We start from the raw sequence: 26,659 nt of genomic DNA, 5'->3' as shown, positions 1-26,659 counted from the left end.
TGAGCGGGACCAGCCGGTCATGGCGCGTTTCAGCAGGTAACTGGCTATCGTCTCCATCATCGTGAATCTGGCTCCGTGGACCTCGGGTACACGGCCATTGTCGTGCGCCCAGGCCCCTGGTGGTCAGGTTCCTTCCGGCGGCAGCGCGTCCTCCCATGCCTGGATAATCGGGTCACGAGACGTTGACGACACGTCGCGCAGGTCGAGCACGTCCGCGGCGGGTATCCACTGGATGATCTTGGGGCGTTGGCCGGTGGCGACGAATTCACCGAGTGCTGCATAGACGTACTCCACTGGGAGTTCTTCGCCTTCGGTGTAGCCGAGCGTTCCACTGGCGAACCAGTACTCGACTACGTCGCCGCGGAGCTGCGTGCTGGCGGGAACGAACTCTTCGTTGCCTCCATCCGCCCACCAGGTCAGCGTGCCCTTGTCCCGGTGAATGCCGACCATGAGGCAGGGGCCGTCGTCGATGGCGCGGGTCCACAACGCCCAACAGGTGGGGATGGGGGCGTGCGTCTCGCTGTGGTGATGGAAGCCCGAACGCAGCAGTTCGAGACAGTCTGGTACGGAGCGCAGGAGGGCGAGGGTCGCAGTCTTGTCACGGCGAGCCCTGTCTAGGTCGAGGGCGAGGGTCATGGCTGGGCCCTTCCGTAGCGCTTCTCGTACGGTTGATTGTCCTGGTAGGTGCCGTAGACCGTCAAACTGCGGTCTCCGTCATCAGGAAAGATTCGCGCGAGGAGCTTGTCGCAGGTGGCTTCGTACTCTTGCTGCTTTTCGATGCCGCAAGGCGTGTTGTTGATTGCGACCTCGACGTCGGTCATGTCCGCGCGGCGCAGCATCAGTTCGGCGACTTTGATCTCAGCGTGGGACTTGAGGTACCTGGCCTGACTCGGCGTGCAGTCGTGGTCGCGGAGTAGCCGCTCGGCGTCGCTGGCCAACGCATCGTAGCCCGAGGTGATGTTCGGCAAGACATGACCGTTCCAGCGCGCCACCGCAACAGTTCGCATCTGGGTATCCGGCACGACGCGTTTCGGGAGGCGCTCGGCGAGGTCAGCGGCCTCCGGCGGATAGCAGTCGCCGTGTTTGTTGGTGAACGGCTCGTCGGCCGCGGCGTGATCCAACTCATCGAGCGAAATTCCCTGTTTGTATCTATCTTTCTCTACAGCTTTCGCGGCGGCAGGATCCGTGTCTTCCTTCGCTGGTGCGCGTGACCTGTCCGCGACTTCAACCGTTTCGGTGGCTGGATCTGAGGGGCTGTCGCTGTGAGCGTCGGTTAGTTCGGCGGTGTGATCGTTGGGGCTGTTGTCAGGCGGTTGCGTGTCTGTGGGCTCGTTGGTCTGGTCTGCGGGGGATTGTGTGCCGAGGGTGGTGTCAGAGGGCTTGGTGCTGGCGTCGATTTGGGGGATGTCCAGTTGCCTGCCTAGCTGGGCCGCCTTGTCGGCGTGCTCAGGGGGAGTTTCAGAGTGTGCGTTTTCGGGTTCTCGGGAGGCTGACTCGACGGCGTTGCCGGCCACTTCAGTATCAGTCTTGGTCGCCTCGCCAGTCGTTTCGGCGACTGTGCTGGCGACATCGGCGGGGTTTTCGAATAGTTCGGCGGTGTGATCGTTGGGGCTGTTGTCAGGCGGTTGCGTGTCTGTGGGCTCGTTGGTCTGGTCTGCGGGGGATTGTGTGCCGAGGGTGGTGTCAGAGGGCATGGTGCTGGCGTCGATTTGGGGGATGTCCAGTTGCCTGCCTAGCTGGGCTACCTTGTCGGCGTGCTCAGGGGGAGCTTCAGAGTGTGCGTTTTCGGGTTCTCGGGAGGCTGACTCGACGGCGTTGCCGACTACTTCAGTATCAGCCTTGGTCACCTCGCCTGTCGCTTCGGCGGCTGTGCTGGCGACCTCGGCAAGTTTTTCGAAGTCGGGTACAAAACTTTCACTAGACATCAGCGATTGCCATCGGCAGGGATGTCGGCAGGTTTCAGGTATTGGTGGGCCCAGTTGCATTCGGTGAAGGTCTGGAAGGTTTCGGTGAGCCGGTCAGGCCAGTCGGGGGCGTTGCGTCGGCTGCCGACCACCGTCTCGATGGAGGCTGGGGTCTGAAGGCCCCAAGCAATGGCGTCGCACGTCGCGGTGTCGCGTAGGTCGTCGTTGAACCAGGCGCGCACGGTCTGTCGTTGTTGGTCGGCGGTGTCGCCTGGGATCGGGCGTCGGTAGGTCTGTGCCCACTCTTTGCTGCGCGGGTGCCGGTCGGCGGCGGGGGTGGTGTGGCACAGTTTTTCGAGTTCGTGATGGACGAGGTTCCAGCGGAAGGGCGTGGCCAGCCATTCGGGTTCTTCATCAGCGCACACCCGTTGCCCTGTCAGGTAGGCGCGCATGGTGTTGGCGATATGGGCGGCGAGTTGTGCGGGGCTGTGTGTGGTGGCGATAGCGGTCGATCGGGTCGCCACGGCGGTGTCGACAGCGTGGGAGATGGCACAGTCGCGCAGCCGGGTGGGTAGTCGTGTGAGGACGTCGAGAGCGGGCTGGCGTGGGTAGGGCGTGGGCTGGCCGGTGAGGTGGGCGAGTACGGACAACTCGGCCCAGGCGGGTAGCCAGGGTTCGGTTTCGGGCATGCGCTGGGCGGCACGCACCTGGCGCAGAGTGCAGGGCGTGTCGACGCAATCGAGGCCGCAAGTGGTGCTACGCCGCGCCACCACGGTGGTCGGGACCGCGATGATTGCCGCTGTGGTGGCTTCGAGCGCGGTGGTGTCCGGTATCTGTACCAGCAGGGGGAAGTCCATGCCGTCGGTGAACAGCGCGCCGGTGCCGGGCTGGAGGGTGACCAGGTATCGGGACTGGGGCTCGGTGAGGTTCATGGTGGCGCCGACGGTGTCGCGGTCGTCGAGGGCGGGCAGCCGGTGGACGATCTTGACGGCGGTGTTCTTGATGACGTCGGGGACCAGCTTGCTGGGGATCTGTTCGGCGATGATGAGTCCTTCGCCGTAGGCGCGGATCTCGGCGAGCAGGCCGGCGAACAGTTCTACGGCCTGAGCGGCGGGGCCGGGTTGTTCCGCGCGTCGCAGCAGCCGGTGGGCTTCTTCGACGACAGTGAGGTGTCGCAGCCCGGTCGTGGGGTGCTGCTGGACGCGCAGGTGCTCGATCAGCCTGATCAGCATGGTCCCCATCAGGAATGCTTTGTCGCGGTCGTCTCCGACGTCTTCGATTTCGACGATGACGTTGTGCTGCAGCAGCGCGGCGAAGTCGACTGGGTGCCCGCCCTCGAAGAATCGGCCAGTGGTACCGAGACGGAGGCTGGCCAGCCGCACTCGGATGAAGCCGAGGACGTTGTCGGTGACTTCCCTGCCGTATCCGATGTCGGCGACGACGCGTTCGGCTGTGCGCTGCAGGTCGGTCAGTGTGGGGTATCGGGGGGTGAGGGCCGGGTTTTTCGGTTCCCCCAGTGCCAGGTCCCAGCCGAGGTCGTCGTAGCAGCGGGTCAGAGCGGCGGACAGCACCTGCGGGAACGGTTCCTCGGACTGGAACGCGCCGGTGAACAGGGCTCGGACCAAGTCGACGTGGGTTTGCAGCGGGAACCCGGCGGCCGGTTCCAGGGGGTTGAGGCCGGCCGGGATCGCGTCGGGATCGCCGGGCCGGATGGCCAGTACTGAGCCGGGGCCGAGTCGGCTGGCCATCAGCCGGTACTCGGCTTTCGCGGGTTCGATGACCAGCCATGGCAATCCCACCTGGGAGGCCTGCTCCAGCAGGCCTCGAAGGGTGTGCGACTTGCCGGACCCGGTGGCGCCGGCCACCAGCATGTGCCGGTTGAGGCTGTCACGCGGAATGTGTACGTCGTCGACTTCGGCGCGGTTGCGATCCAGCAGCCGCCCGAGTCGCAGCCCTGGGGCGCCGCTGGCGGGTTCGGTGGTGACGTCGAACGGCGGCCGCAGGGTGAGCCGGACTCCGGGAATCTCCTCATTGGGTCCCCGGCCCAACGACGCGACCAGCGCTGAGCTCGCCGCGAACGGCGACGCCCGGTCGGGACCGTCGAGCCTCGCGTCGAGGATCTCGTCCAGTGCGCCGGTGGTAGCGGTGGGCGCCAGCACGTAAGGCAGGCTGCTGAGATCGGCGGACGCAGCGAGCAGCCCGGCCACACTGACTGCCGCTGCTGGACTGGTCCCACCAGCTATCAGCCACACGTGCCATAGCCCGGTTGACTGAGCCTGATGAAGCTCCTGGTGCCGATGGGCTAGCCGGGCAGTCCGCACGGCGTACCCAGGTGAGCCGCGCGTACTCGCGTCGCGTTGCAGCTCGCCGATCCTGGCCGCTTCGGTCGCGACCACATCGGGTGGGATGGGCTCGGCCATCAGCAGCCACGCGAACGGCTCATGCCACGCTCGCAGAAGACAATCCTCCAATGACGGATGCAGGCGGTCCGGCTGCTGCGTCGCAGTTGCCTCGACCACCAGGCCGTCAGTGATGCCGTCGATTCGCGTCCAACATGGTGTGGACCGCAGCTCCGCGGCGAGACCACCCACCGGTAGCCGCCTGCCCCGGCCGCCGACCGGCACAGTAAGGACCGCCTGACCGTCCGGGCGCGTGACGCTCAAGGCATTCCCACCCGCGTACAGATCGATAGGCCCGTCGGTGTGGCGCCGCTGCCACCCCAACGCGAACGTCGGTGCTGGTCCTGGCCTGGCTGTTCCTGCGTGGTAGAGCGCGATCAGAGTCGCTAGGCGCTGTCGGCGTGCGAGATCCGCCGCCACTTCGCCGTCGCTGATTGGCGGGCGCTGCAACTCGTCGATTCGGCATGCGACGAGTTCGCCCAGCACATGCGACGGATAGCTCCCCTTGATTGCGATCATGCCAGCCCGCGCAGTCTGGCTGCCGTCCTCGGGACGGAAACGATCACGCGCGTACACATATCGTTGCCGTGCATAAGCATCCACCGCCCTCGACATGGCATGCAGGGACATGGTACAGGTCACATCGGTCACGCGCCTGTGCACGGTGTGATCGTCGGTCAGTGGCACGCAACCGGGCCGGAGGAGAGCGTCACCGTGGTCGAAGAATCTGGTAGAATCACCGCTTCATCACCTCTTGATCTGCTGTTCTTGCCCGGCGAGAGGTTGGGGTGGACCTTCCGGGACAGCCGCCAGTTGTTCCGGCCCTATCACAAACCCGACCCCAAGCCCCGTCCGGTTTCACCGCGGGCGGCAATGGCTGCCGACAGGGCTCGAGCGCGACTGCCCCGGCGGATAGCGGCGGCGCTGCTTTTCACCGGCTGCTTCTTCTTGATCCTCACCAGCCAGTTGCACTTTTACGTGTTCCCTTCGGGAGTGATCAGTGCAGCGTTTTTCTGTGTGACGGCTGGTCCGTTACTGCTGCACTTCCTGCTCGTCAGGCGCTGGGCCGACCCCATGCGTCTCCAGCGGTCGCACGAGCGGGCTACGGCCGCTTGGCGGCAGCGAAGGAAGAAGTTCGAAGACTCCGAGGCACGACGTCTGATGGACGTCGCCGAGTGGGGTACAGTGCCGCCGCCGCACACGACCCGGTTCGACCTGATCGGCGGGGATACCCCGGAATGGCAACGGCTTCTGGTGGTATTCGGTGCCTCCATGCTGGCCACGCACGAGTCGCTCACGGTGGTGGACCTATCCCAGGCCGACGTCAGTGAGGGACTCGTCGAGGTGGCCTCCAGACGAGCCATTCCTTGCACGACGCAGGTGTTCCCCCGGGACTTGGCCGACAGTGACCTCCTGGCCGGGCTCCGCGGCCCTGACCTGGTGGAAGTGCTCGTGGAGGCGATGCGCGCGGACGTAACGGGTCCGACCCGAATTGACCGATTGGCGGACAAGCAGATCCTGTCCGAGATCTGCAGAGCGCTGCACGACCATGTGACCGTGACCCGTCTGTCCGCCGCAGTACAAGTTCTCATGGAAAAACCGGGCCCGACACCCGAGCTGACCCTGGCCGAGCGGACCACCATCGCCGATGAGTTGTTCGCCGACGAGATCCGCCGCCGAATCCTTCCCGACCTGTGGCGGTTGGACGCGCACCTGCACCCGCTACGAGAGCTGGGCGGTCGTGGCAGGCGTCCCAAGGCAGGGAATCTCGACGTCATCGCGGTCCAGGACCACGGTGGCAACGCGGCCGGAGAGCTGCTCCACGACCTGATCCTGCAGCGGTTGATCCGCCGCATCACCGAGCAGCCAGACGAGATTCGCGTACTCGTCATCGCCGGCGCAGACGGATTGGCCGCCAAGCACCTGACCCGGCTGTCGGATCAGTGCGCCCAGCATGACATCCGGCTGGTCCTCATATTCCGCCGCCTGCAAGACGCGGCGCGTCAGATGCTTGACCGTGGACCGGTCGGGTTCATGAGACTCCGTAATCACGAAGACGCCACCGTAGCCGCGGAGTACATCGGATACGAACACAAATTTGTCGTCAGCCAGCAGACGAGAACCGTCGGCGGCAGCGACAACAAGTCCTACTCCGCTGCGGCCGGTGAGAGCGTTTCTATCAAACAGGGGTGGCAGTGGTCGTGGACGGAAACCGTAACCATTGGCTCCTCTACCGAGCGGAGCACAGGTACCACCACCGAGCGGGTCCGCGAATACACCGTCGAACCAACCACACTGCAAAACCTACCCAGCAACACCCTTCTTCTGGTGGAGGCCCGTGTCAATGGCCCCAGCCTGACTGTGGTCAATTGCGACCCATCCACCCTGACCTTGCCGCGGGTCAGCATGCAACCATTGCGCGATAGCCCCCGAAACCGGTAACTCCGGACTATTGCCTGGCGGACTCGAGCTGCCTTTGGTGCCGGGGTTGGGGCGGGCGAACATGCTCCGGCGTGCGTGGACTGCGCGGTTGCCAGGAGGATGCGCCGCGCCTCCGTCACTCGTAGTCGGTGAGTCCCGGCTTCGCGATTCCCGGGGCCGGGGGCACCGGCCTTCTCGACCGTTTCGAAACCGGCGCGGTACCCAAAGGTTCTAGCTACTTGCCCCTGAAAAAGTGAGTCTGGTTTGAGGCCTCGGCGCCGATTCGTGCCTGGTCCGGAGCCGGGTCATCCTTGTGGGGGCGCCGATTAGATGGTGGGGGCTGCTGCCAGGGCGGTGATTTTGACGAGGTTGTGGGCGAGGATGCCGTGGCCGCACCAGATGGCGGTGCGGTCGCGGCCGTCCAGGCGGGTGCGGTCCCATCCGTAGCGGTGTTTGAGGTGGCTGATGCGGCCTTCGCAGCCGGTGCGCCACTTGACCAGCTTGCGGAACGACGGCTTGCGTTCGTGTTGTTGCCGGACGGGTCCGGGCTTGCCTTTGCGAGGGATGGCAACGGTTTTCACGCCGAGGTCGTGCAGTTCGTTCTCGACGGAGGCGTGGCCGTAGCCGCGATCGGCGGTCACCGCGCGGGGTGTGCCGCCGGTGCGGCGCCGCACGCGTTGCACCGCGGGCGCGAGCTGGGGTGCGTCGGCCGGGTTGCCCTCCTCGACGGTGTAGTCGAGTATCACGCCGTCCTCGTTGTCCAGGACTTGGGCCTTGTAGCCGAACTCCACCGGTTTACCCAAGCGTCCCTTGGCGATCGGGCGGGCGTCCGGGTCGTGCAGGCTGATCAGCCGGGTGGCCGAGTCGGGCATGTCTCCCGCCAGCCGCATCCTGGTCTGGGCCGCGATGCGCCCGGTGCGCTCGAGAGAGATGGCCAGTTCGTCGATCGCGCGGCGCAGGCACCCCTTGGTGCGGCCTGTGGCCTTGCGCAGCGCCCGGCGGGCGTTGCGCAGCACCGCCTCGGCCTCGTGGGCGGTGCGTGTGGCCAGGCCGGCCAGCTCGCCCGTGATCCGCCGGACGGTGGCCTGGGCCTCCTCACGGGCCTGTGCGCCTCGCAGCCGAAGCTTCGAGGCGATGGCCCGTACCCGACGTCCCGCGGCACGGGAGCGATCCCGGAACCGGGTCCGGGTAGCGCCACCAGCCGACTTGATCCGCCGCACCAACCCCGCGATCCTGCTCGCCGCGTGGGCCAGCAGCCCGGTGTCAGTGGGGTAGTTGACGTTGGCCGGCACCACGGTGGTGTCGGCGCGGACTTTTCCCGTCTTCACCAGCTTCGCCGCGCTGGCTTTGGCCAGCACTGCCTCGTTCAGGGCCTCGACCGCGGCCTCACCGCACTGAGTGGTGATCTTCATCAGAGTCGTCGGGTGCGGCAGCGGATCATCGATGTTCAGGCGGCAGAACCGCCGCCAGGAGATCGAGTCGGACACTTCCGCACACAGCGATTCATAGCCCAGCTGGTAGCGGTGCTTGAGGAACATCAGCCGCAGGTAGGTCTCCAACGGCACGCTCGGGCGGCCCTTGCGTGCACTGAAGTACGGCACGAACGGGGCGAAGAACCGCTCATCATCCAGCCACTCGTCCACCCGCGCCAGCTCCGCCGGGAGCCGTAAGCACACCTCCGGCAGCACCGACTCCCACAACGACGGCTGCTCATTCCGAGTCCGCAACATCAACGTATCCCTTGCAGCGCAACAGGTGCAGCCAATACTCCCATGAGACCGGCCCAGTCAGCGCTGAACACACCGACCAGGCCCCTCACTTTTTCAGGGGCAAGTAGATAGGTACAGCAGGATGGCTTGCGGCGGGGGCTGGCTGGGCTTATAGGTTCCAGGTCCAGATGGTGCCGTCCCAGTGGCCGGAGACGACGACAGCACGGCCGCTGACGTCGCCCACGTTGCCGATCGCGATGGACTCCGCTCCTTTCTTGGGGCCGGTGAGACCATTTCCGTAGGTGTGGCCAGTGGCCAGATCCCAGAGTCGGATGGAGGTGTCGTCACTGCCCGCGATGGCCACGGTGGTGCCCTTCACTGTGCCGATCGCAACGGTCTTGACCGCGCTGTAGATCCGGTCGCCGAAGACGGTACCGGTGGGATGGGTCGCGGTCAGGTCCCAACGTCGGATGTAGCCGTCCTCGCTGCCGGTCACGGCGAGGACTCTGTTTCGCGTGGCGCCGATCGCGACCGTGCCGACGGTGCTCTGGTGAGCACCGAGCAGCCGGGCGGGGGACCGGCCGGTCACGTCCCAGAGACGGATGCTGCCGTCGGCGCTCCCGGACACGGCGACCGTCGCGCCGTTGATGGTCCCGACGGCGATGCTCTTGACCTCGGAGTCGAGTTTCTCGCCGAGGATCGTGCCGGTGAGTTCGGGGGTGGTTAGCTGCCAGACCCGGACTGTTCGGTCGTCGCCCGCGGACACCGCCACCGGCCTGCCGTCCACCGTGCCGAGCGCCACGCTGTTGACTCCGGCGTCCAGCTTGTCGCCCAGCCGGACGCTCGTGGGTGAGTCGGTGGTGAGGTCCCAGCGCCTCAGAGTGCCGTCGACGCTGCCGGTCACCGCGACGGCGCCGTTGAGGGCGATCGAGTACACCGGCTGGTCGTGGCCGGCGAGCGGCTTGCTGCGAGCCCTACCCGTGACCGGGCTCCACAGTTGCAGGGTGCCGTCGGCCCGGCCGACGATCGCGAGAGCCTCACTCTTCAGCGCTCCGACCGCGACCGACCAGACGGGGTCGTCTTTGGCGAGTGGACCGCTGAGGAGACGTCCGAGGGGGCTGTAGACACCGTCGTCGGAAGAGTCGTCGGGTGTCGAGGGCTGCTGCTCGCGCAGCCACCAGGGACTGAGGACCGCCGCGGCCACGACGAGTGTGACGGGGGTTGCCAGCAGCACGCGTCTTCGGGTCAGCAGAGGTTTCGCGTTCGCTGGTGCCGGGTGCGGGGCGTCTTCGACTGCAGGAGAGCCGCCGTTGAGATGTGGGGTCATCGATTTGCGTGGATATCGGTCCACGTACTCGCCGAGGTCGCGATAGGCCTGGTTCCAGGCTTCGCGGTCACCCAGTTCTGGCGGTAGCGAAATATCCTTTTCCGCCGCTACCCGTAAACATGTGTCGACGAAGACCTCGAAATTCGGCAGTTGCGGACGGACCGGACGCTCCAGGTTAGTCATTCCCGCGATGGTGCTGCGTTTGAGCCGGATCGTGCCCTCGCCACGACGGCGCGGCGTTCGTTCACTCTCTACCTCCAGCCGTCGTAGTGAAAGGCCGATCGTCTCCTGCAGTGCCCGCAACCGGCGGGCGAAGTCGATGCGAGGGTCGGTTGTCCCGTCCACGTGGGCTCCTCGGCTTCGCTGGAGGGGTGTCCGACGGTGTCGGACACCCCTCCAGCATCACGTCATGAGCTGGGCATTGTCGAATTCTTCAGCCGAATGTGTCCGAGCTGGTAGCCGGACAGCTCACTCCTAGAACAACGTGGGCGGACAACACCTGGGACTTCGGCAGGCGCCCACCGCCGGCAGATCCAGCCGACATCAGTAGCGCAGAAGGACCGCACGAGAGGGGAGCATGTTCGATGAGAAAAGGCTTGGCGACTCTGGTATCGGTGATCACGGCTGTGACGAGCGCACTGCTGGTTTGCGTGCCGGCATCGGCCACACCCTATGCCGGCAACACGATCGTCACCTGGTATCCCAACGACCACCGCTGCCTGGACGCCGCAGCTGAACACATCCATGACAACGGCACTCCGGTGCAGCTGTGGACCTGCTACGACGACAGTTACCGCAACCAGCGCTGGTCCATCCGCCATCAGGGTTACGACGGTGTCGGCGAGCTGTACCAGATCGTCAACCTGGAGAGCAGCCGCTGCCTGGACGCCACCGCCGAGTGGGGCGGAGTCAACGGCACGCCCATCCAACTGTGGGACTGTTACGGGCCCGGCCAAACCAACCAGCTCTGGTACATCCGCTGGCACGACCCCGGTTTCACCATCTACACCATCGAAAGCGTGGCATTCCACCGGCTGCTCGATGCCAAAGCCGAACAGCTGTGCTGCCCGCACACCCCCATCCAGCTCTGGGACGACTACGGCCCCGGCCAGACCAACCAGCGCTGGAACATCCTCGCGCCCGGACAACGATGACTCGACCCTGCCGCTATGGCCGGCCTGGCCTACCGGATCTTCAGCCGTTGGCGGGTCATGCTGGGGTCGCGGCGCGCAGACCCTCCTGGAGAATTTGGGACCCTACAGCTGTTGTAGGCCAGCTCGGCCGCGCCCACGAGCTCAACGTCGCGCTCCGCTACCCCACCGGCGGCGGGCACCGGATCCCGGTCGTCTACATCACCGTCCCACCCGCGGCCACGCCGCGGATGGTCGCGGTCGAGTTCGCCCGCTTCCTCGGCCTGCCCTTCACCGCCCGGCACAACCTCGCCGACATCACCAACGCCGTCTGCGCGGTGCTCTGCGACGTCCACTGCGACCTCGTGCTCGTCGACTAGATCCACAACCTCAACCTGGCCACCCGCGTCGGCGCCGAGGTCTCCGACCAGCTCAAATACTTCTCCGAACGCATCCCTGCGACGTTCGTCTACGCCGGAATCAACCTCGCCCGGGCGAACCTGTTCACCGGCACCCGCGGCGAACAGATCGCCTCCCGGTTCGTCACCATCCCCACCAAGTCCTTCGCCTACGGCACCCCGGCGCAACGCGAGACCTGGCGGGCACTGGTTGCCACGCTCGAGCAGGCGCTGCGGCTGCACCAGCACCGCCCCGGCACGCTGGCCCGCCACGGCGAATACCTCTACCAACGCACCCACGGCATGATCGGCAGCCTCTCCCACCTCATCCGCGGCGCCGCCATCGACGCCATCCTCGACGGCACCGAAAAGATCACCAAAACCCACCTCGAGGCCATCCTGCTCGACCACGCCGCCGAAACCGGCTCCGCGGCCGCGGCGAAGCAGAGGTGCTCGCGCGCCCGGACTGCGACCGCGTGACCGACGCCATCGGCGGACCGCTGCGGCGCCTGCCGATCCCGCTGGCCCCGGTCGACCGGGAGACCCTCGAGTCGTTCCTGCGCCGGCTCGCCGCGGTCAACCACCTCCACCCCGACGACCTCGCCGTTACCGCCGGCCGCGACGACGGCGTCTCCGCTGCGGCCCTCGCCACGTTCACCGGACGCGACGTCGCCGAGCTGGTCCAGGCGCTGCCGGAACTCGAGTCGCCGCAGGCCCGGTTCGTGCCCAACCAGGTGCTGCAGGCCTGCCCGCGCTGCACCTACCGCCATCCCGGTGGCCCGGTCCGGATCCACCCGCGACCGCATCAGCACGTCTGTCTGCGCCACGGCATCTGGCTCGGCTCGCTCAGTCCCGGCAGCACCGCGGTGATCGGCACCCCCGGTTCGGTCGACATCAGCGTCCTGCCGGAGGTCGTCGCGGCGCAGCGTCGCCACCATCGGCTGCTGCGGCGCCACGGCGACCACGTCACCGGCTACGTCGTGCACGTCGCCGTCGACGCCTGGGACCGCGCGCACGGCTACGACCTCCTTGGCCGGCGCCAATGGCGACGCCTGCACCGCCTCCGACCTGGTGTGACCCGGGTTTCGCTCGGCGATCCCGCAGCTCACGCGGTGTGCTATCCGGACATCATCACCATCGCCAGCGTTCTGGCCTCAGCCCATTGGCAGGCCATCGCCGCCGACCCGTTCACCGAGAACACCGTCTACACCGAGATCATCCGCCGCCTCCGCGAAGGCGAAGACCACGATCCCTTCGACGACGCCGACGCCATCTGGCCCACCAGCCGCCACCCCCTGCGGTACTGGGCCGAAGGACACCAGCAGGACCGACGCCGCCGCGACCCCGACGGCCACTGGGACGCCCTGATCGCCCCACTTGCCGGCGAATCCGGCGTTCTTCGGCGAGGTCTCTCCACGCCCTCGCGTTCGCCGCGCGCGCACCGGGACCAGCAGCGGTTGGTGAACGATGGGCCCGACGGCCCCCGTCTCGACGACGAGCACGGTCAGCATCAGGTTGAAGCACTGCGTGTCCTGGCCCGCCGGGATCATCTGGCTGAACAACGACCGCGACAGCGCGTTCGTCCCACCCAGCACCAGCCCGATCCCGGCCGACACCGCGAGAACCTGCGGGCTGGGGATGAACATCGCGATCGCGACGGCCGCCGGAGGTGCGTGATCGAGTCAAGCTCGATCACGCACCCGCGGCACAGAGGTGAGGGGCCGCTGGCACACGGTCACCCCTCGCGCCGCGCGGAGTCCTCACTGGTTCGTCGGCCTGACGGGAGGTTCACCTTCGCGGTCCAGACGACTATCGGCGGATCGACCCTCGTCCCGGGAAATTTGACGAAAACGCGAAAACGAGTTCGGCCACCAGTGGAAACGGCGACCCCTTCGGACACAACTGAGCAGTTCGCTGAAAACGCGGAGGGTGACCAAATGGCCGAAAAATTTCGGTTCGGCGACGCCGCTTCGCAAGCACGTAGCGCGGGTTGCCTTCCGTCTATCCGCAGGTCCAACCTGGGCAAGTCCGGGCTACGCAGGGAGTTCGGCTCGAGGGCCTGACACCCCTCGGTCGAACACTCTGCGTAGCCGAAGTGATCCAAGGCCTGACGGGAGAACCCCATGGTGAAAACCACGCGCAGGAGCGCGCCGCCGCCGCGCCCGCGCACCGGGCGGCGCAAGTCCAGCCTGCCTCCGGACGGCGTTCCGGAGATCGGCAAGCTCAAGCAGTGGTTGCGCGAGATCGTCGGCGACATGCCGCTGGAGCAGATTTCTGCGACATGCGACTACTCGGTCGGCGCGGTGTCGAACGCGCTCAGCGGCACCACGCTGCCGAGCCTGAAGATCGCGCGGTCGATCGCGGCGATCGGCGGCCGCGCCACGAGCGTGGAGGTCCACAAGATCTGGTTCTCCGCCGCGAAGACGGTATTCGTGGCGGAGAACCCGGAGCCGCCGCGCGGCACCACGATCCCCGACGAGATGCTCGCCAGCCTGGCGTGGGACCTGCGGATTTTGATGCTGCGCTGGGACATCGGCCCCGGAGACCTGCTCTGGCGGATGCAGCACCGGGTTCCGAATCCGGTCAAGGCAGCGATGTCCCGCTCCACACTCGGGCGGCTGCTCAAGGGGCAGACGTTGCCCACCTTCGACCAGCTCCGGGCCATGCTGCTGGCCTTCGGCGTGGAGAGCGACGCCGAGCTGTCCGCGTGGGGGCACCGCCACCAGCAGATCGCGATCGCCAAGGTTCTGCTCCGAGACCTGGTGCGCCGCAACCCCGGCGTGGCGCTGAAGTGAGCACCCGCCGAAACCCGGGATCCCGGGGCGGTGAGCCGGGACGCGGCGACATGTTCGGGCTGCTCGGTCAGATCGTGGCGAGCTGGTCGAACACCGGCCGCGCGCTGGTCATCATCGTGGTCGTCGTGGTGACCGTGCTCGGCGGCGTCGTGGTCGGGCTGAAGGTGCTGAACGCCGACGTGACGGCCGGGCCGGTCAGCATCGTCGGCCGCGCGACGCCGGCGCCGACCACCACCGTGGGCGACCTGCCGTAGGAAGCGCGGCGAGCTGTGCGGGCAGCCTGTTCCTCGGGCTGCCCGCACGTGCGGCGACCAGGTAGCCGCCGCGTCGTACTGTGCGGTCGGCTGATCAGCCGACCGCGCGCCGGGGCACCGCGACGGCGCCGGATTCTGCGGGCGGGTTCACCGCCGCTGGCGTCGCCGCAGGTGGCTCCGGCTGGCGACTGCGAACGCGACGCCAGCCGGGTCGGGTACCCACCCAGATACCCGAGCGTGTCTCGGGCGCAGCAATCATGCCGCACCTGCTGCGAGCCGCCCGGGTGAGCCCGAGCTTCGGCTAGAACGGCGGTTCGTCCGGCCACGGAGCCGTGGCGGTCTTCGGCAGCGCGGCAGCCGGCAACGGGAGGTTGGTCACGACGAACAGGTCGAGGATGTCGTTGCGGTCCATGAAGATGATCGACCGTCGTTGCGTGGCGTCAAGCTTGTTGCCGAGCCAGGCGCGGGCCTGCTTGGTGATCTCGCCGCCGGCGACGATGAAGGCGTGGTCGACCAGGACCCGCTTGCCGATCTCGGGGTCGAAGATCTCGTGGCCGAGCATCATGAGCACCTGGTTGTAGATCTCGGCGATGTTGGCGTTGCTGGTCCGGGTGGCGCCGGCGGCGTCCAGCTTGCCTTTCTTCGCCTGGAGCCCGAAGTACAGGACGTGCTGGGTGGGCAGGGTGAACTTCATCCAGACGTCCTTGCCGTACTCGAGTGCCTTGTCCTTGTGCCCGGCCGCGGTGACGCGGTGGAAGCCGAGCTGGCGATACAGCGGCAGCAGGATCTCCTCGATCAGGTCGTCTTCGCTGGCCGTGTCGAGGTAGGCGGCCAGCTGCGCGCGACGTTCGACTTCCGCCGCCGAGAACGGCCGGTGCGGGTTGAGGTCGAAGGCCGTCGTGGTGTTGGTCGCGATATGGCGCAGGTAGCAGCGCCGGTCCGGGGCGTAGTAGGCCTCGAAGCCTTCGCGGGCCAGCGCGGCGTTGAGCATCTGCAACGCGCCTGAGCGGTCCTTGTCGTCGTTGAAGGCGTCGGCGGGATCCATCAGCACCTGGATCACCCGCGCGAAGCTGGCGGGCACGGTGCCGGCGCCGGTGTGCGGCTCGTCGAGGATCTTCTCCAGCGTGTCGGCCACCCACCGCTGCCGGGTGGAGCCGTCGTGCTCGTAGTCGGTGTCGGCATCGGCGAAGAACTCGGTGAGGAACGAACTGCTCCGGTACCGGAAGTACGACGTCTCGGCCGGGAAGTTCCCGCAGATCAGGTCGGCGATCTGCATCAGGGTTCGTCGCTTGAACCGCATCATTCACGCCCTCCGCCCAGCCCGGTAGTGCTGAGCAACCTACGCGGGGTCGTTGACGCGTGGCGCTCCGCAGCCGGATTCTGGGCGTGCGGCCTCGATCAGCGTCGCCCGCGACGCGGGCGACGCTGACGCGCGCGGTGACGCTCGACGAGTCCCGCGAGCTCGACAGCGGTGAAGAAGACACTGTGGGCACGGGCGAAAGTCCCCACGGCGCGTCGAACCGGCGTGGATCCTCGTTCCACCGCCGCAAAGGGCTTCGCCGCGGTGACTTCGTTGGTGGAGGTGGACCGCTCGTAGACCAGAAAGGACTCGAAGTCGAGGATGGCCTCGTGGTACTCCTCCAGGCGCCGGCGGACGGTACTTCGGCCGATGCTGGCGGCGGTGCCCAGCTCGTCGTAGTCGAGCTGGGTGGTGGCCAACAGATCCCAAAGCCGCGCGTCGTAGGGGTGGCGCAGGATCGGGTCCATCAGGTTGCCGGTGCTAGGTGCGCCGGGGTAGCACCGCAGCAACGACGGCGAGGTCATGACGCGCCGGCCCCTATTGATCTCGTCGAGTAGCCGGAACAGCTCGACGAGGTCCTGATCGTTCTTCTCCACCCACCCCAGGGGCGGCCGCTCGATCAGCTGGCACGCCGCGTACTTGAACAGCGATCGTGACTCCTCCGCGTCGGCCAGGTCTTCCACGGAAGCTGAACGCCGGCGCCACGCGCTTCACAGAAAGGGCGATTCCTGAAACGATGAGCGTCGCGGCGACCGGACGAGGGGGGCGGGGTGGAGGCTGAGCTGCGGCTGAGCGGGAACGGCGCGGCCGAGGGGTACCCGCTGTTGTGGGACTGGCTGGACAACGAGCGCGCGCTGCGGGGCCGGGTGCGGTGGACCTCCGGCACGCCGGGCGGCACCAGCCTCGGCGCGCCGGACTGGATCACCGTCGTCCTGGGCGCCGGCGGGGCGGGCACGGTGCTGGCCGCGTCGCTGGGCAAGTGGCTGAGCCGGGCCGAGCGCCCCGACCTCAGGCTCAAGATCACCCGGCGTGGCCGCACGGGAGGCGAAGTCGAAGAGGTCGAGGTGGAGGTCGGGCGGCTGACCGAGGACAACCGCCGCTTCCTCGCCGAGCTGCTGCGCCCCGGCGAGACGGTCGAAGGCGACGACGGGAACCCAGATCGTGGCCGCGGACCGGACGCGGCCTGACCACAGCCGGTCGTCCGCCGTGGTCGTCGGGATCTCCGCCTACCGGGATCCCGGCTACCAGGATCCCGGACCGGGCCGGCTGGTCTCGGCCGCCAACAGCCTGGCCCTCATGCGGCGGTTGCTGACGGACCCGGCGATGTGCGACTGGCCGGCCGAGCGGATCGAGACGATCGCCGATCCCGCGTCGGCCGGTGAGCTGGCGGTCCGGCTCCGGGACATCGCCCGGCGGACCACGGGCACACTGCTGCTGTACTACGTGGGCCACGGCGAGCTCACGGCGAACGGCGAACTCGTCCTCACCGTCACCACCACGCTGCCCGACGCACCGAAGGAGACCGGGCTGCGGTTCGACCTGGTGCGCGACGCGTTCAACGCCAGCCCCGCACGGGTCAAGGTCGCCATCCTCGACTGCTGCGGGGCCGGGCGCGCCATCCCCACCACGCTCGGCGCCCCCACGTTCGCCGGCGGCGCGAGGGTGGCGGGCACGCACATCCTCACGGCCGCCACCGGCAACAGCGATTCCCACCACCCGCCGGCCGCCGACGACCCGCTCGCGCCGACGTCGTTCACCGGCGCTCTCGCCGACGTCCTGCGCCGCGGTGTGCCCGGCAAGCCCGCATGGCTGACCTTGGCCGACATCTTCCCGGAGCTGGCCCTGCGCCTGCGGGAACAGGGTCTGCCCGGGCCCGGCCAGGCCGTCAGCGACACCGCCAACGAGGCACCCTTCGCCCGCAACGCCGCGAACACCGGCACGCCTGCCGTCCCCGCCCCGGCGACCGCGCCCCCGGAGGACGGGCAGCTCCGCCTGCTCGACCGCCAGGCGGAGCCGAACGCCACTCCCCGGGTGCGGGAAACGGCCGCGAAGTTCGGCGTCGACCTGACCACGGTCAAGGGCACCGGGGTCGGCGGCCGCATCCGCACCGGCGACGTCATGGCCGTCATCCGGACCAGGCGGGGACCGGACGGAAGACTGCCGGGGCAGAAGCCGCCGTCGAAGTACTGGAACAAGGCCTTCGGGGTCCTCACGTGGCTCGGCCTCATCGCCGTCTACGGGGCGGTTTTCGGTGACTTCTGGGCGTTCAACGCCCTGTACGAAGACCCGGGCACGTCCACCCTGTTCAAGCTGACCGGGATCATCGCCTTCGGGGAAGTGCTCGGGACGGCCATGGTCTGCGGTTCCTCGCTGCGCACCGTCGCCAAGGAAGCCCGTGGTGGCTTCGGGGTGGCCAGCTCCGTCGCCGCGGTCTGCGGGTTCCTCGCCGGCGGCGTCACCACGTGCTTCGCGTTCGCGGGTTTCTTCCGGATCCTCAGCCGGTTCCGGATGGCGCCGGAGGCGGCAGCGTGGGTCACGCTGGCTTGCGCGGGAGTGGCCACGATCATGGCTGTCCGCGACCTCACCCAGGCGCCCGAGGACGGCCAGGAAGCACACCGTCCACAGTAGATCACTCACGGGACACCCCCGCCGGCGCTGGGCCGATCGGATGACATCCCGGCCATCGCCGAGGTCTACTTCTGCAGCTACCAAGGGGCGATCCGCTGCGGCTACGGCGGCGTGACCAACAGCCACACCCGCGTGTACGCCTGCGACACCTTCAGCGAAGGCTACGGCTTCCGCACGGAGTGGCGGACCCGCAGCGGCGGCGGTGGCGGCGTGTACGACCCCAACGGCAGCAGCTCCGGCTGCAGCGCCAAGACCCCGGGCACTTCGGCCAACCCGGTCACCATCTTCCGCGTCTGCCAGAAGACGCCCAACTGGTACTGCACCGGCTGGCAGAACGCCTGACCGGAGCGGGGGCACGTTCTTTCCCCGGCAGGAACCTGCTCTGCCACTCCCGGAAATCCTGACCGAAGGTGGAGTCGTGCCCCGAGCCCGCCGCCCGGGTGCGTCACCGCACCTCACCTTCTCAGGGAGCTCCCCCATGGCCAGGACCACCGTCAGTTTCGACAGCGCCGGCATCCCGCTCGCCGGCCCTCTTCTTACGGTTGCCGCTCAGTCCCCTGCAGCACCACGAGAACGAGGACGCGCCATGACTCTGCCCGGTCAAGATCCAGCGCCGAACAAGGCCGGAGCCCGCCGGGTCACCGCCCTCGTCTTCGCGGCCCAGGGCACCGCGGTGGCGGCGGTGTCGACCACGATCCCGGCCGTCGAAGAGCGTTTCGGCCTGCCCGCCCTGGCCACCACCGCGATCCTCCTCGCCGTCGCGCTCGCCGCCGGCGCGGGCAGTTTGCTGGGCATGGCCGCCGTCCGCCGCCTCGGGCCGGTCGCCGCGATGCGGAGCTGCGTCCTGGCCGTGGCGGCCGCACTGCTCGGCATCGCCTGGGCTCCGGACACGACCGTCCTCGTCGCGGCGTACGTCCTTTTCGGACTGTCGGTCGGCGGCATCGACGTCTCCGCCAACACGCGGGCGGCGGCGGTCGAGCGCCATTACGGACACAGCATCTTCGCGTCGTTCTACGCGGTGTGGAGCTGCGCCGGCGTCGCCGCGGCACTCCTGACCGCCGGCACCAGCCGGCTGAACTGGCCCGTCGCGGACACCCTGGTGATCCAGGCCGCGGTCGTCGTCGTACTGGCGCTGGGCATCCGCTCGCACCGGCTGCCCGGCACCACGCCCGGCCGGGCATCCGCCGCGGTGGGCACGAGGATCTGGGTCAGACTGGTCCCTTTCGGCATTGTCCTGCTGGTTGCCTACGTCATCGATTCCAGCGTGTCGACCTGGTCGGCCGCCTATCTCCACGAGACGCTGGCCGCGTCACTGGCCGCGGCTCCACTGGCCTATGCCGCCTACCAGGCGGGCACGGTGCTCGGGCGGGCCGGCGCCGATCGCCTGGTCCGCCGGATCGGACCGGTCGCGGTGGTCTGCTGGGCCACCGTCCTCACCGCCGCCGCGGCAGCGGGCCTCGCGTTCGCGCCCACCTGGCCGATCGCCGCCGCGGCCGCGGGCCTGACCGGGTTGGGCGTCTCGGCGTTCGCACCGTTGTGCCTCGCCTCCGCGGGCCGCCTCCAGCCGGACGCCGCCGAAGCGATCCTCGCCCGCCTGAACCTCTTCAACTACTTCGGCGTCATCGCGGGCGGAGCCGTCAGCGGAGTCCTCGGCTCCGCCGGACAGTTCCGCCTCGCCTACGCCGCCCCGGCCTTGCTGGTTCTCCTCCTCATGGCAACTGCCCGGTCCTTCACACCGGTCAGGACGGAGAGCGGAGCCGACGAGCGTAGCAACCCGATGTACTGGGCCGGCACGACCTGAGTCAGCGGGTGTCGGCGGCCGGCAACCGCAGCCGCAGCCCGAAACCGCTGCCCGGCGGCACTGATCTCGCTCGCCCAGCCGGAAGCCAACCGCCGCGGGCGGGTGGTCCGGTCGAACTCGATGACCTGGTCACCGCGGTGCTTCTCGGTGCGCGCGACGAGGTCGACCACCCGATCCGATGAGCCCGCAGGGCCGCCGCCGCTGGCCGTGCAGTGACCGGACGAGGGCCACTCTGTAAAGGAGGCGCCGGTGGGTGGGCGTTCCTGTCACTTCATTGCCCTGTCCGTTTCGTCAGGATTGCTTGATGGCGGCGTCGAGGTCCGCGGCTGATACCCAGTTCCCGTGGAAGCCCAGCGGCACACGGTGGTTGAGCTTGATGCGGGCGACCGGCGCCGCAGTGAAGTCCTGGGCCGCCTGGCTCCACTTCCGGGCTGGCGCTGCCGGTGCAGTTGGTTTGCCGTGGGGCAGGGTTCCGGCAAAGTCTTTGGTCGGCCGCAGTGCCTGATCCGCGGCGAATTCTTCTACGCGCCGTCCGCGGGTTGGTGATCAGCACCCTGCACGGAAAGTGACCCTAACGCGGGCAGGGTGGTCGGTAGTCCAGGCCGGGGAGGTACCGGTTCCAGTCGGCTTGGGACAGGACGGGGTCGACGGTCGCGCAGATGCGGGCCGTGATGCGGGCGATGTCGGTTTCGCGGAGCTGGACAATGTTGTCGTCGCTGCCGGTCGCGGCGGTGTGTCCGTCGGGGCTGAACGCGACGGACCAGACGCGGTTGGTGTGGCCGGTGAGCGCGGCGATTTCCCGGGGGTGCGAACGCTCCCCGACGGACCACAGGCGTGCGGTGCGGTCGTCACTGGCGGTGGCCGCGGTCTGCCCGTCGGGGCTGAATGCGATCGCGTAGAGGTGGCCGGTGTGGCCGGTGAGGGTGGCCAGCTCCTGAGGGTGCTGCAGGTTGGTGATGTCCCACAGCCGCGCGGTGCGGTCATCGCCTGCGGTACCCAGGGTGCGCCGATCGGGGCTGAACGCCACCGACCACACAGGACCGTTGTGACCGGTGAGCGTGGCGACCTTGTGGATGCGCGAGGGGGCGGCGACGTCCCACAGGGCCACGGTGCTGTCCCAGCTGGCCGTGGCCAGGGTGCGCCCGTCCGGGCTGAACGCCAGCGAATAGACCGGCCCGAGGTGGGCGACATTCGCAGTGATCTCGCGGGGACGGGAAGGGGTGGTGACGTCCCAGAGCAGCACGGTGCGGTCGGCGCCGGCAACGGCGAGGAGGTGTCCGTCCGGGCTGAACGCCACCGAGTAGGCGGTGTCGGTGTGGCCGGTGAGGGTCGCCCGTTCCCTGGGATGTGCCAGATCGGCGATGTCCCACAGCCGCGCGGTGTAGTCGTCGTGCGCGGTCGCCAGCGTCTGGCCATCCGGGCTGAACGCCACCGACATCACCGCCATGGTGTGGCCCGACGGCGTAACCGGGTCGCGAGGCGACAGCGCGGCGAGCGTGCGCGGATGTTGCGCGTCGGAGAGGTCCCACAGCCGTGCGGTGCCGTCCCCGCTCGCGGTTGCCGCGGTCCGCCGATCCGGGCTGAACGCCACTGAATGGACGGGGCCGTCATGGCCGGACAGAGCGGTCGGCGGTCCTGGGTGGCTCGGATCGGCGAGGTCCCACAGCCGGACGGTGCGGTCCCAGGCCGCGGTGGTCACGGTGCGCCCATCCGGGCTGAACACGGCGCACCAGATCCGTTCGGTGTGGCCGGGGAAAACAGTGGGCTGGGCCGGGTGCTGCGGATCTGTGACGTCCCACAGCCGGAGTGCGCGATCCTCGCCGGCGGTGGCCAGGGTGCGTCCGTCGGGACTGAACGCGGCCGAGGCGACTTTGCCGGTGTGCCCGGTCAAGGCGGCGAGCTGGTGTGGGTGCCGTGGATCGGTGATGGCCCACAGGCGTGTCGTGCCGTCGTAGCCGGCGGTCGCGACGGTGTGTCCGTCGGGACTGATCGCAACCGACCGTACCCGGTCGGTGTGGCCGGTGAGCGTACCGAGCTCGAGCGGGTGTACCGGGTCGGTGACATCCCACAGCCGCGTCGTGTTGTCTCCGCTTGCGGTGGCCAGGGTGTTCCCGTCCGGGGTGAATACGGCCTGGTAGACCCGTTGGGTATGGCTGGTCAGCGTGTTCAGCAGGCGCGGGTGTCGTGGATCGGTGACGTCCCACAACCGAACCGTGTGATCTTCTCCTGCGGTGGCCACGGTGTGCCCGTCGCGCCGGAACACCGCCGAGTAGACCCGGTCGGTGTGGCCGGTGAGCGTACCGAGCTCGAGCGGGTGTGCCGGGTCGGTGACATCCCATAGCCGCGTGGCGTTGTCGCCGCCGGCAACAGCCAGCATGGTCCCGGCCGGACTGAACCCTGCCGAGTACACCTCTGCCTGCGTGGGGAGGGTGGCCAGCTCACGGGGGTGGTGGGGGTCTGTGACGTCCCACAGGCGGGCCGTGTGGTCGTCGCTCGCGGTCGCCACGACGTGCCCGTCCGGCCGGTAGGCCACCCAGTTGACCCCGTCGGTGTGACTGGTGAGTTGTGTGGCGTAGGGAGCGGCGAAGGTGCTCAGCAGGCTGCCGCGGGCCTCGGTGGTGGAAGCCAAGTTGTAGGCGGCCAAGCTCAGCTGGGCGGCGAGCGCGGGGTTGACGCCGCGTAGTCCGTCGCTCTGATTGGCGACCTTCTGGGAAATCGCGATGTTGCGTTCACTGGTCGCGGTGTTCTGGGCGTAGACGGCATAGGCGGTGGCGGTGGTCGCCACGAGCAGCAAGGCGGTCAGCAATGCCACCAGCTGCTTCAGCCGGCGGGTGCGCCGCCGCGCCGCCGCCTGCTCGGCCGCCTCCGCCGCGACGCTGACCCGGAGGAACTCTCGCTCGGATTCGCTGAGCAGAAGAGTGTCGCCGGCCGCCCAGTCCCGCGCGACATGCAGCCGAAGGCCGCGGTAGAGGGTTCCGGCATCCCGGCCCATTGATTCCCAGGCCCTGGCCGCGTCGGTGAGCTGCCGGTGGACCCGAAGGCCGGTGCGGTTCTCGCTCAGCCACTCGGAGAGCCGGGGCCACGCGTGGATCAGTGCTTCGTGGGTCAGTTCGACGGTGCCCGCGTCCAGGGTGATGAGCCGGGACGCGGCCAGCCGGTCGAGGACGGCGTCGACGCGGGGATCATCGCGGTCGAGTTCGTCGCGCCGGATCCGGCGTTTGGTGGCGCCGGTGTCCTCGCCGAGCTCGATCAGCCGGAGGAAGAGCTGTTGCGCGATGGCCTGCTCGCCTTCGCCGAGCGACGAGTATTCGGCTTCGGCGGTCTTGGCCAGTGCGCCCCGGATACCGCCGGTGGCGTGGTAGCCCGACAAGGCGAGCGTTGTTCCGCGGCGTCTGCGCCACGTTTCCAGCAGCGCGTGAGACAGCAGCGGGAGCGCCCCGGGCTCGGTGTGGGCCTCGGCGACCAGCTCGGTTACCAGGGCGCCTTCGACGCTGAGCCCGGCCTGGGTCGCGGGCTTGACGATCGCGTCCCGCAGTTCGGTGGCGGTCATCGGTCCCAGCAGCAGCTGGCTCTCGGAGACGGCATCAGCCAGCCCGCGGTGCTCGGCACACCGCGGGTAGAAGTCCGCGCGGACGCCGATGACGACCTCCGCGACGCCGGAAGCCGTGAGCAGCGCGTCGAGGAAGGCGGTGCGTTCTGCGGGGTCGGTGCACAAGGTGAACAGTTCCTCGAACTGGTCGACCACGACCGTGGCCCGGTCGGGTCCGGCCTGGCGGAGCAGCAACCGCAAGTTGTCCGGCGCCGACGTCAGCGCATCCCGGATTTGAGCCGCCGCATTCCCGAGCAGCGGAGCGAGCTGAAGCGCGCATTCTTCGAACGGCCGTGCACCCGGGCTGAACAACACCACCGCGGAATCCGCTCGGCGAGGCACGAAACCGGCCCGCAACAGCGACGACTTGCCGACCCCTGACGGCCCGAACACCGCGATAAACCGAAGACGGGTCAGTTTACTGTCCAGTTCGTCGAGCACTCGTTCCCGGCCGAAGAATCGGTAGGCGTCCTCAACCCGGAAAGCCCACAAGCCGATATACGGTGCGTCGTCCACCGATTCCCACTCGTCGGGCCGAGTGGTTTCGGCGGCCAGTTCGGCGGCGAGGGCGTGCCAGGCCTTTTCCCATTCTGCGACGTCCCCGCAGCACGCCTGTACGTAGGCGAGTGTCACTGCGAGTGTCGGCAGCTTGCGGCCGCCCGCGGCGTCGGACAACGTGCCCGCCGCATAGTGGGCGCGGCGCGCCAGCTCGCGGTACGTCGGACTGCCGGCCTTCTCCCGCAACCCGCGCAGACCTCGCGCGAACTGCGACAACGCGTCGCCGTCCGGATCCAGCGGACGCTCCCGCCTCGGCATACGCCTTCCCCTCCCGCCCACTGACCATTGTTCGGGCAATGATGTTCGGAGTCCAGCGATCGACACAGAACAACCTCACCGGACTAGACAGGGGCCGGGGACACCACCCACCGTCAGAGCGTCTGACAGTCGCCTACCCGGGCCGTTAGAGGGAAGCGGGCCAGGAGTGGAACTAGGCCGAGGTGGTCATCGGGGACCGCCCCGCCGGATACCACAGCGAGGAGGTCGACGCAGACAGCCTGTAGTCCCCGCTCGCAAGCAAACGAACACAACAACATCAGGACGTGTCATGGTAAAAATGCGAACAGTACTGCAAGCCCTGATAGCCATCGCGGCGCTCGGGATGGCTCTCTTTGTCGCCCCTGCTGCTTCAGCCGCTTCGGTTGAATCCGCCTGCCCCATCGACCCTGACGGAAACCACCCGGGTCAATACCTTTGTGAATACCAGCCAACCCCGGTCTTGTGGCCGGACGGCCATCGCCAGTGGTTTGTCGTGGGTACCGACTCGGCAGTCTACGATAGCTACGAGCTGGCGCCGGGAAGCAACACGTGGAGTAATTGGCGCAACCTGGGTGGGGTGGCCAGGAGTAGCGTCGGCGCCACTTGGACGTCATCCTGGATAACGATCGTGGTCTGGGGCACTTACAACGGCTGGTGGTGCAAGACATGGACTGCGTCCTCGGACTGGGGGCCGTGGGTCGACTGTTAGCCTCGATCTTGCATGAGGCTGTGGGGTTCGGTGGGTGTTCCTGTTGTAGCGGGGTTTTGGCTGGGAAATCGTGGTGTGGGCAGGGGTGTGGCCGGCTGTCGCGTCAGCGGGCGGGTTCCGAGGGGCCTTGGTCGTTGGGACAGGGGGCGGGTTTCAGCCGGGCCAGGGGGCTGCGCGGAGTCGGGTGAAGGCGGTGGCGAGGTGTTGTGCCCAGGGCCAGTCCTGGTCGAGGTGCAGGGTGGTGACGCGGGCGGCAGTGGGGGCGTCGGCAGCATCGCCGTGCAGCTCGGGCATGCCTGGGGCGCCCACGTGACCGCCCTGGCCGGTGCCGCGAGCCTGGAATGGGTACGGCGACTCGGCGCGGATGAGGCGCTCGACCACAGGCGCCACGACCTGTCCGAGCTGCGTCGCTCGGAGGGCTTCGACGTCGTGCTCGACTTGGTGGGCACGCAGCTCTCGGCAGTCCGCTCGCTGCTGCGTCGGCGCGGTCGGTTGGTGCCCCTGGCCATGGACCCAGCGAGGCCGGTGCGCAGCATGCTGGGCATCCAGGCCCGCGGGCAGTTCGACAAGCAAGTCTTGCCGTTCAGCAACGACCCGCAACCCGGCGAGCTCGACGAGGTGGTGAAGCTCGTGGAGGCCGGCACGATCCGGCCCCTCGTCGACGAACGCTTCCGGCTCGACCGCGTGGTCGACGCCTACCGGCGAATCGTCAACGGTGGCGTTCACGGAAAGCTCGTGCTCGTCATGTAGACGACACCAGAGCGCCGCGCTGCACGAAGAAGATCGGCCGCGGCGCCGTGGCGGGTGCGCCGCGCTGCTGGAAACGACCCGCTCGCGTCGCCGGGGTTCGCGATTTTCCAGCTGAGTTAGATCTGTGTCACGGCGTGGTCAGTCACGCGCTCGGTCGCACACGTTCGGCGCCACTTTGGGGCAGCTGGGTGTCCTCAGCCTCACCGACGGATCCGGACGCGCAACGACTCCTCCAGCTGGATCCAGAACCCGGGCCCCGTCAACGTCTGCCCGCTCACGGAGATCCGCCTAGCCCAGCGCCGACACCACCGCCTCGTCCGCCGCCACGGCGCCGCGGCCGCGAAGCCGTCCGTCAGCACGGCCGCCGACGGCGGCGGCGAGGCGGTAGCCGCTCGTGGTCGGCCGGAACCGATCGATGGAGAGCCACTACGACATTGCCACCCGCGCCGAAGCCGAGGATGACCTCCGCGTCCGAAACCTGATCAGACAACCCACCCGACACCGGCGGCGCCTTCCGCGGGTGCCACATTCACTGAGACCGATAGACAGAGGTCTTCTCAACAGAACTGAATCCACGCAGGTCAGAGGAGGCAGGTCGGTGCAAGGATTTCCGGGACAGGACGGCTCTTGTCCTGGCTCAGCGAAGGTGACGCCGACTCGCCCGAATGCGTCCAGAACGCTCCCTTGGAGCAGGGCCTTACTCGCTCGACCGTGGGCCCTGCACCGTTG

At 68.2% G+C, this 26,659-nt stretch carries 20 protein-coding genes and 2 pseudogenes; 12 read left to right on the top strand and 10 right to left on the bottom strand.

The window, feature by feature from the left end:
• Nucleotides 1–123: 123 nt before the first annotated feature.
• The 3 genes from AB0M82_RS01170 to AB0M82_RS01160 are packed head-to-tail and all read right to left on the bottom strand — an operon-like array spanning nt 124 to nt 4,954.
• On the bottom strand, nt 124–636 hold the full coding sequence (locus tag AB0M82_RS01170; protein WP_364716318.1) for an Imm1 family immunity protein: 513 nt from the start codon (nt 634–636) through the stop codon (nt 124–126).
• Nucleotides 633–1,925 (bottom strand): DddA-like double-stranded DNA deaminase toxin, encoded by a 1,293-nt coding sequence (locus tag AB0M82_RS01165; RefSeq protein WP_364716317.1) that lies wholly within the window; start codon nt 1,923–1,925, stop codon nt 633–635. Before AB0M82_RS01165 ends, AB0M82_RS01170 begins: the two co-directional genes overlap by 4 nt.
• Nucleotides 1,925–4,954 carry an ATP-binding protein gene (locus tag AB0M82_RS01160; RefSeq protein ID WP_364716315.1) on the bottom strand — a complete coding sequence of 1,010 codons (3,030 nt, stop codon included), beginning with the start codon at nt 4,952–4,954 and terminating at the stop codon, nt 1,925–1,927. The genes AB0M82_RS01165 and AB0M82_RS01160 overlap by 1 nt, the downstream gene beginning before the upstream one ends.
• A 63-nt stretch (nt 4,955–5,017) precedes the next feature.
• On the opposite strand from AB0M82_RS01160, the gene AB0M82_RS01155 reads away from it, so the two are divergent.
• Nucleotides 5,018–6,745 (top strand): hypothetical protein, encoded by a 1,728-nt coding sequence (locus AB0M82_RS01155; protein ID WP_364716314.1) that lies wholly within the window; start codon nt 5,018–5,020, stop codon nt 6,743–6,745.
• A gap of 305 nt (nt 6,746–7,050) precedes the next feature.
• Here AB0M82_RS01155 and AB0M82_RS01150 read toward each other — a convergent pair whose 3' ends face one another.
• Both AB0M82_RS01150 and AB0M82_RS01145 read right to left on the bottom strand, forming a co-directional pair.
• Nucleotides 7,051–8,454 carry an ISNCY family transposase gene (locus AB0M82_RS01150; protein ID WP_364716312.1) on the bottom strand — a complete coding sequence of 468 codons (1,404 nt, stop codon included), beginning with the start codon at nt 8,452–8,454 and terminating at the stop codon, nt 7,051–7,053.
• Between the two features lie 148 nt (nt 8,455–8,602).
• Nucleotides 8,603–10,105: a WD40 repeat domain-containing protein gene (locus AB0M82_RS01145; RefSeq protein ID WP_364716310.1), complete on the bottom strand. Its 1,503-nt coding sequence runs from the start codon at nt 10,103–10,105 to the stop codon at nt 8,603–8,605.
• 269 nt (nt 10,106–10,374) lie between these two features.
• On the opposite strand from AB0M82_RS01145, the gene AB0M82_RS01140 reads away from it, so the two are divergent.
• The 4 genes and pseudogenes from AB0M82_RS01140 to AB0M82_RS01125 form a co-directional block, all read left to right on the top strand.
• Entirely contained in the window at nt 10,375–10,914 is a 540-nt protein-coding gene (locus tag AB0M82_RS01140) for an RICIN domain-containing protein (protein ID WP_364716308.1), read from the top strand.
• Nucleotides 10,915–10,961: 47 nt separating this feature from the next.
• Nucleotides 10,962–11,270: a hypothetical protein gene (locus AB0M82_RS01135; protein WP_364716305.1), complete on the top strand. Its 309-nt coding sequence runs from the start codon at nt 10,962–10,964 to the stop codon at nt 11,268–11,270.
• A 321-nt stretch (nt 11,271–11,591) separates the two neighbouring features.
• A complete protein-coding gene (locus AB0M82_RS01130; protein ID WP_364716303.1) occupies nt 11,592–11,768 on the top strand; it encodes a hypothetical protein in 177 nt (58 codons plus the stop codon).
• A pseudogene (locus tag AB0M82_RS01125) lies at nt 11,738–12,115 on the top strand (hypothetical protein); the annotation flags it as partial. The gene AB0M82_RS01130 and the pseudogene AB0M82_RS01125, both read left to right, overlap by 31 nt.
• Nucleotides 12,116–12,799: 684 nt before the next feature.
• Here the strand turns inward: AB0M82_RS01125 and AB0M82_RS01120 are convergent.
• Nucleotides 12,800–12,907, bottom strand: a pseudogene (locus AB0M82_RS01120) (MFS transporter); the annotation flags it as partial.
• 504 nt (nt 12,908–13,411) lie between these two features.
• On the opposite strand from AB0M82_RS01120, the gene AB0M82_RS01115 reads away from it, so the two are divergent.
• Nucleotides 13,412–14,083, top strand: coding sequence for a hypothetical protein (locus AB0M82_RS01115; RefSeq protein WP_364716302.1), 672 nt, complete (start codon nt 13,412–13,414; stop codon nt 14,081–14,083).
• The gene (locus tag AB0M82_RS01110) at nt 14,080–14,337 is read left to right on the top strand and encodes a hypothetical protein (RefSeq protein ID WP_364716298.1); all 258 of its coding nucleotides are present in this window, start codon (nt 14,080–14,082) and stop codon (nt 14,335–14,337) included. The genes AB0M82_RS01115 and AB0M82_RS01110 overlap by 4 nt, the downstream gene beginning before the upstream one ends.
• 301 nt (nt 14,338–14,638) lie before the next feature.
• On the opposite strand, the gene AB0M82_RS01105 is transcribed toward AB0M82_RS01110, so the two are convergent.
• Together AB0M82_RS01105 and AB0M82_RS01100 are read right to left on the bottom strand one after the other, a co-directional pair.
• Entirely contained in the window at nt 14,639–15,613 is a 975-nt protein-coding gene (locus tag AB0M82_RS01105) for a hypothetical protein (RefSeq protein ID WP_364716296.1), read from the bottom strand.
• 122 nt (nt 15,614–15,735) lie between these two features.
• Nucleotides 15,736–16,320 (bottom strand): hypothetical protein, encoded by a 585-nt coding sequence (locus tag AB0M82_RS01100; protein WP_364716293.1) that lies wholly within the window; start codon nt 16,318–16,320, stop codon nt 15,736–15,738.
• Between the two features lie 87 nt (nt 16,321–16,407).
• On the opposite strand from AB0M82_RS01100, the gene AB0M82_RS01095 reads away from it, so the two are divergent.
• The 4 genes from AB0M82_RS01095 to AB0M82_RS01080 all read left to right on the top strand — a co-directional run bounded on the left by AB0M82_RS01095 (nt 16,408) and on the right by AB0M82_RS01080 (nt 20,066).
• Complete coding sequence (locus tag AB0M82_RS01095; protein ID WP_364716290.1) at nt 16,408–16,824, top strand: hypothetical protein; 417 nt, start codon at nt 16,408–16,410, stop codon at nt 16,822–16,824.
• Nucleotides 16,799–18,265, top strand: a complete 1,467-nt coding sequence (locus AB0M82_RS01090; RefSeq protein WP_364716288.1) for an E3 binding domain-containing protein — start codon at nt 16,799–16,801, stop codon at nt 18,263–18,265. The genes AB0M82_RS01095 and AB0M82_RS01090 overlap by 26 nt, the downstream gene beginning before the upstream one ends.
• 111 nt (nt 18,266–18,376) lie before the next feature.
• Nucleotides 18,377–18,607, top strand: a complete 231-nt coding sequence (locus AB0M82_RS01085) for a hypothetical protein (RefSeq protein ID WP_364716286.1) — start codon at nt 18,377–18,379, stop codon at nt 18,605–18,607.
• Between the two features lie 244 nt (nt 18,608–18,851).
• Entirely contained in the window at nt 18,852–20,066 is a 1,215-nt protein-coding gene (locus tag AB0M82_RS01080; RefSeq protein ID WP_364716285.1) for an MFS transporter, read from the top strand.
• A 291-nt stretch (nt 20,067–20,357) separates the two neighbouring features.
• Here AB0M82_RS01080 and AB0M82_RS01075 read toward each other — a convergent pair whose 3' ends face one another.
• The gene (locus AB0M82_RS01075) at nt 20,358–20,534 is read right to left on the bottom strand and encodes a carotenoid oxygenase family protein (protein ID WP_364716708.1); all 177 of its coding nucleotides are present in this window, start codon (nt 20,532–20,534) and stop codon (nt 20,358–20,360) included.
• Nucleotides 20,535–20,637: 103 nt separating this feature from the next.
• The gene (locus tag AB0M82_RS01070) at nt 20,638–24,471 is read right to left on the bottom strand and encodes a hypothetical protein (protein WP_364716283.1); all 3,834 of its coding nucleotides are present in this window, start codon (nt 24,469–24,471) and stop codon (nt 20,638–20,640) included.
• A gap of 721 nt (nt 24,472–25,192) precedes the next feature.
• On the opposite strand from AB0M82_RS01070, the gene AB0M82_RS01065 reads away from it, so the two are divergent.
• Nucleotides 25,193–25,930 carry a zinc-binding dehydrogenase gene (locus tag AB0M82_RS01065; protein ID WP_364716281.1) on the top strand — a complete coding sequence of 246 codons (738 nt, stop codon included), beginning with the start codon at nt 25,193–25,195 and terminating at the stop codon, nt 25,928–25,930.
• Nucleotides 25,931–26,659: the final 729 nt, after the last annotated feature.

The sequence above is a fragment of the Amycolatopsis sp. NPDC051128 genome, from assembly GCF_040682715.1.
In the GTDB taxonomy this organism is placed as follows: domain Bacteria; phylum Actinomycetota; class Actinomycetes; order Mycobacteriales; family Pseudonocardiaceae; genus Amycolatopsis.
This window is presented reverse-complemented; position numbering and strand designations above follow the sequence as displayed.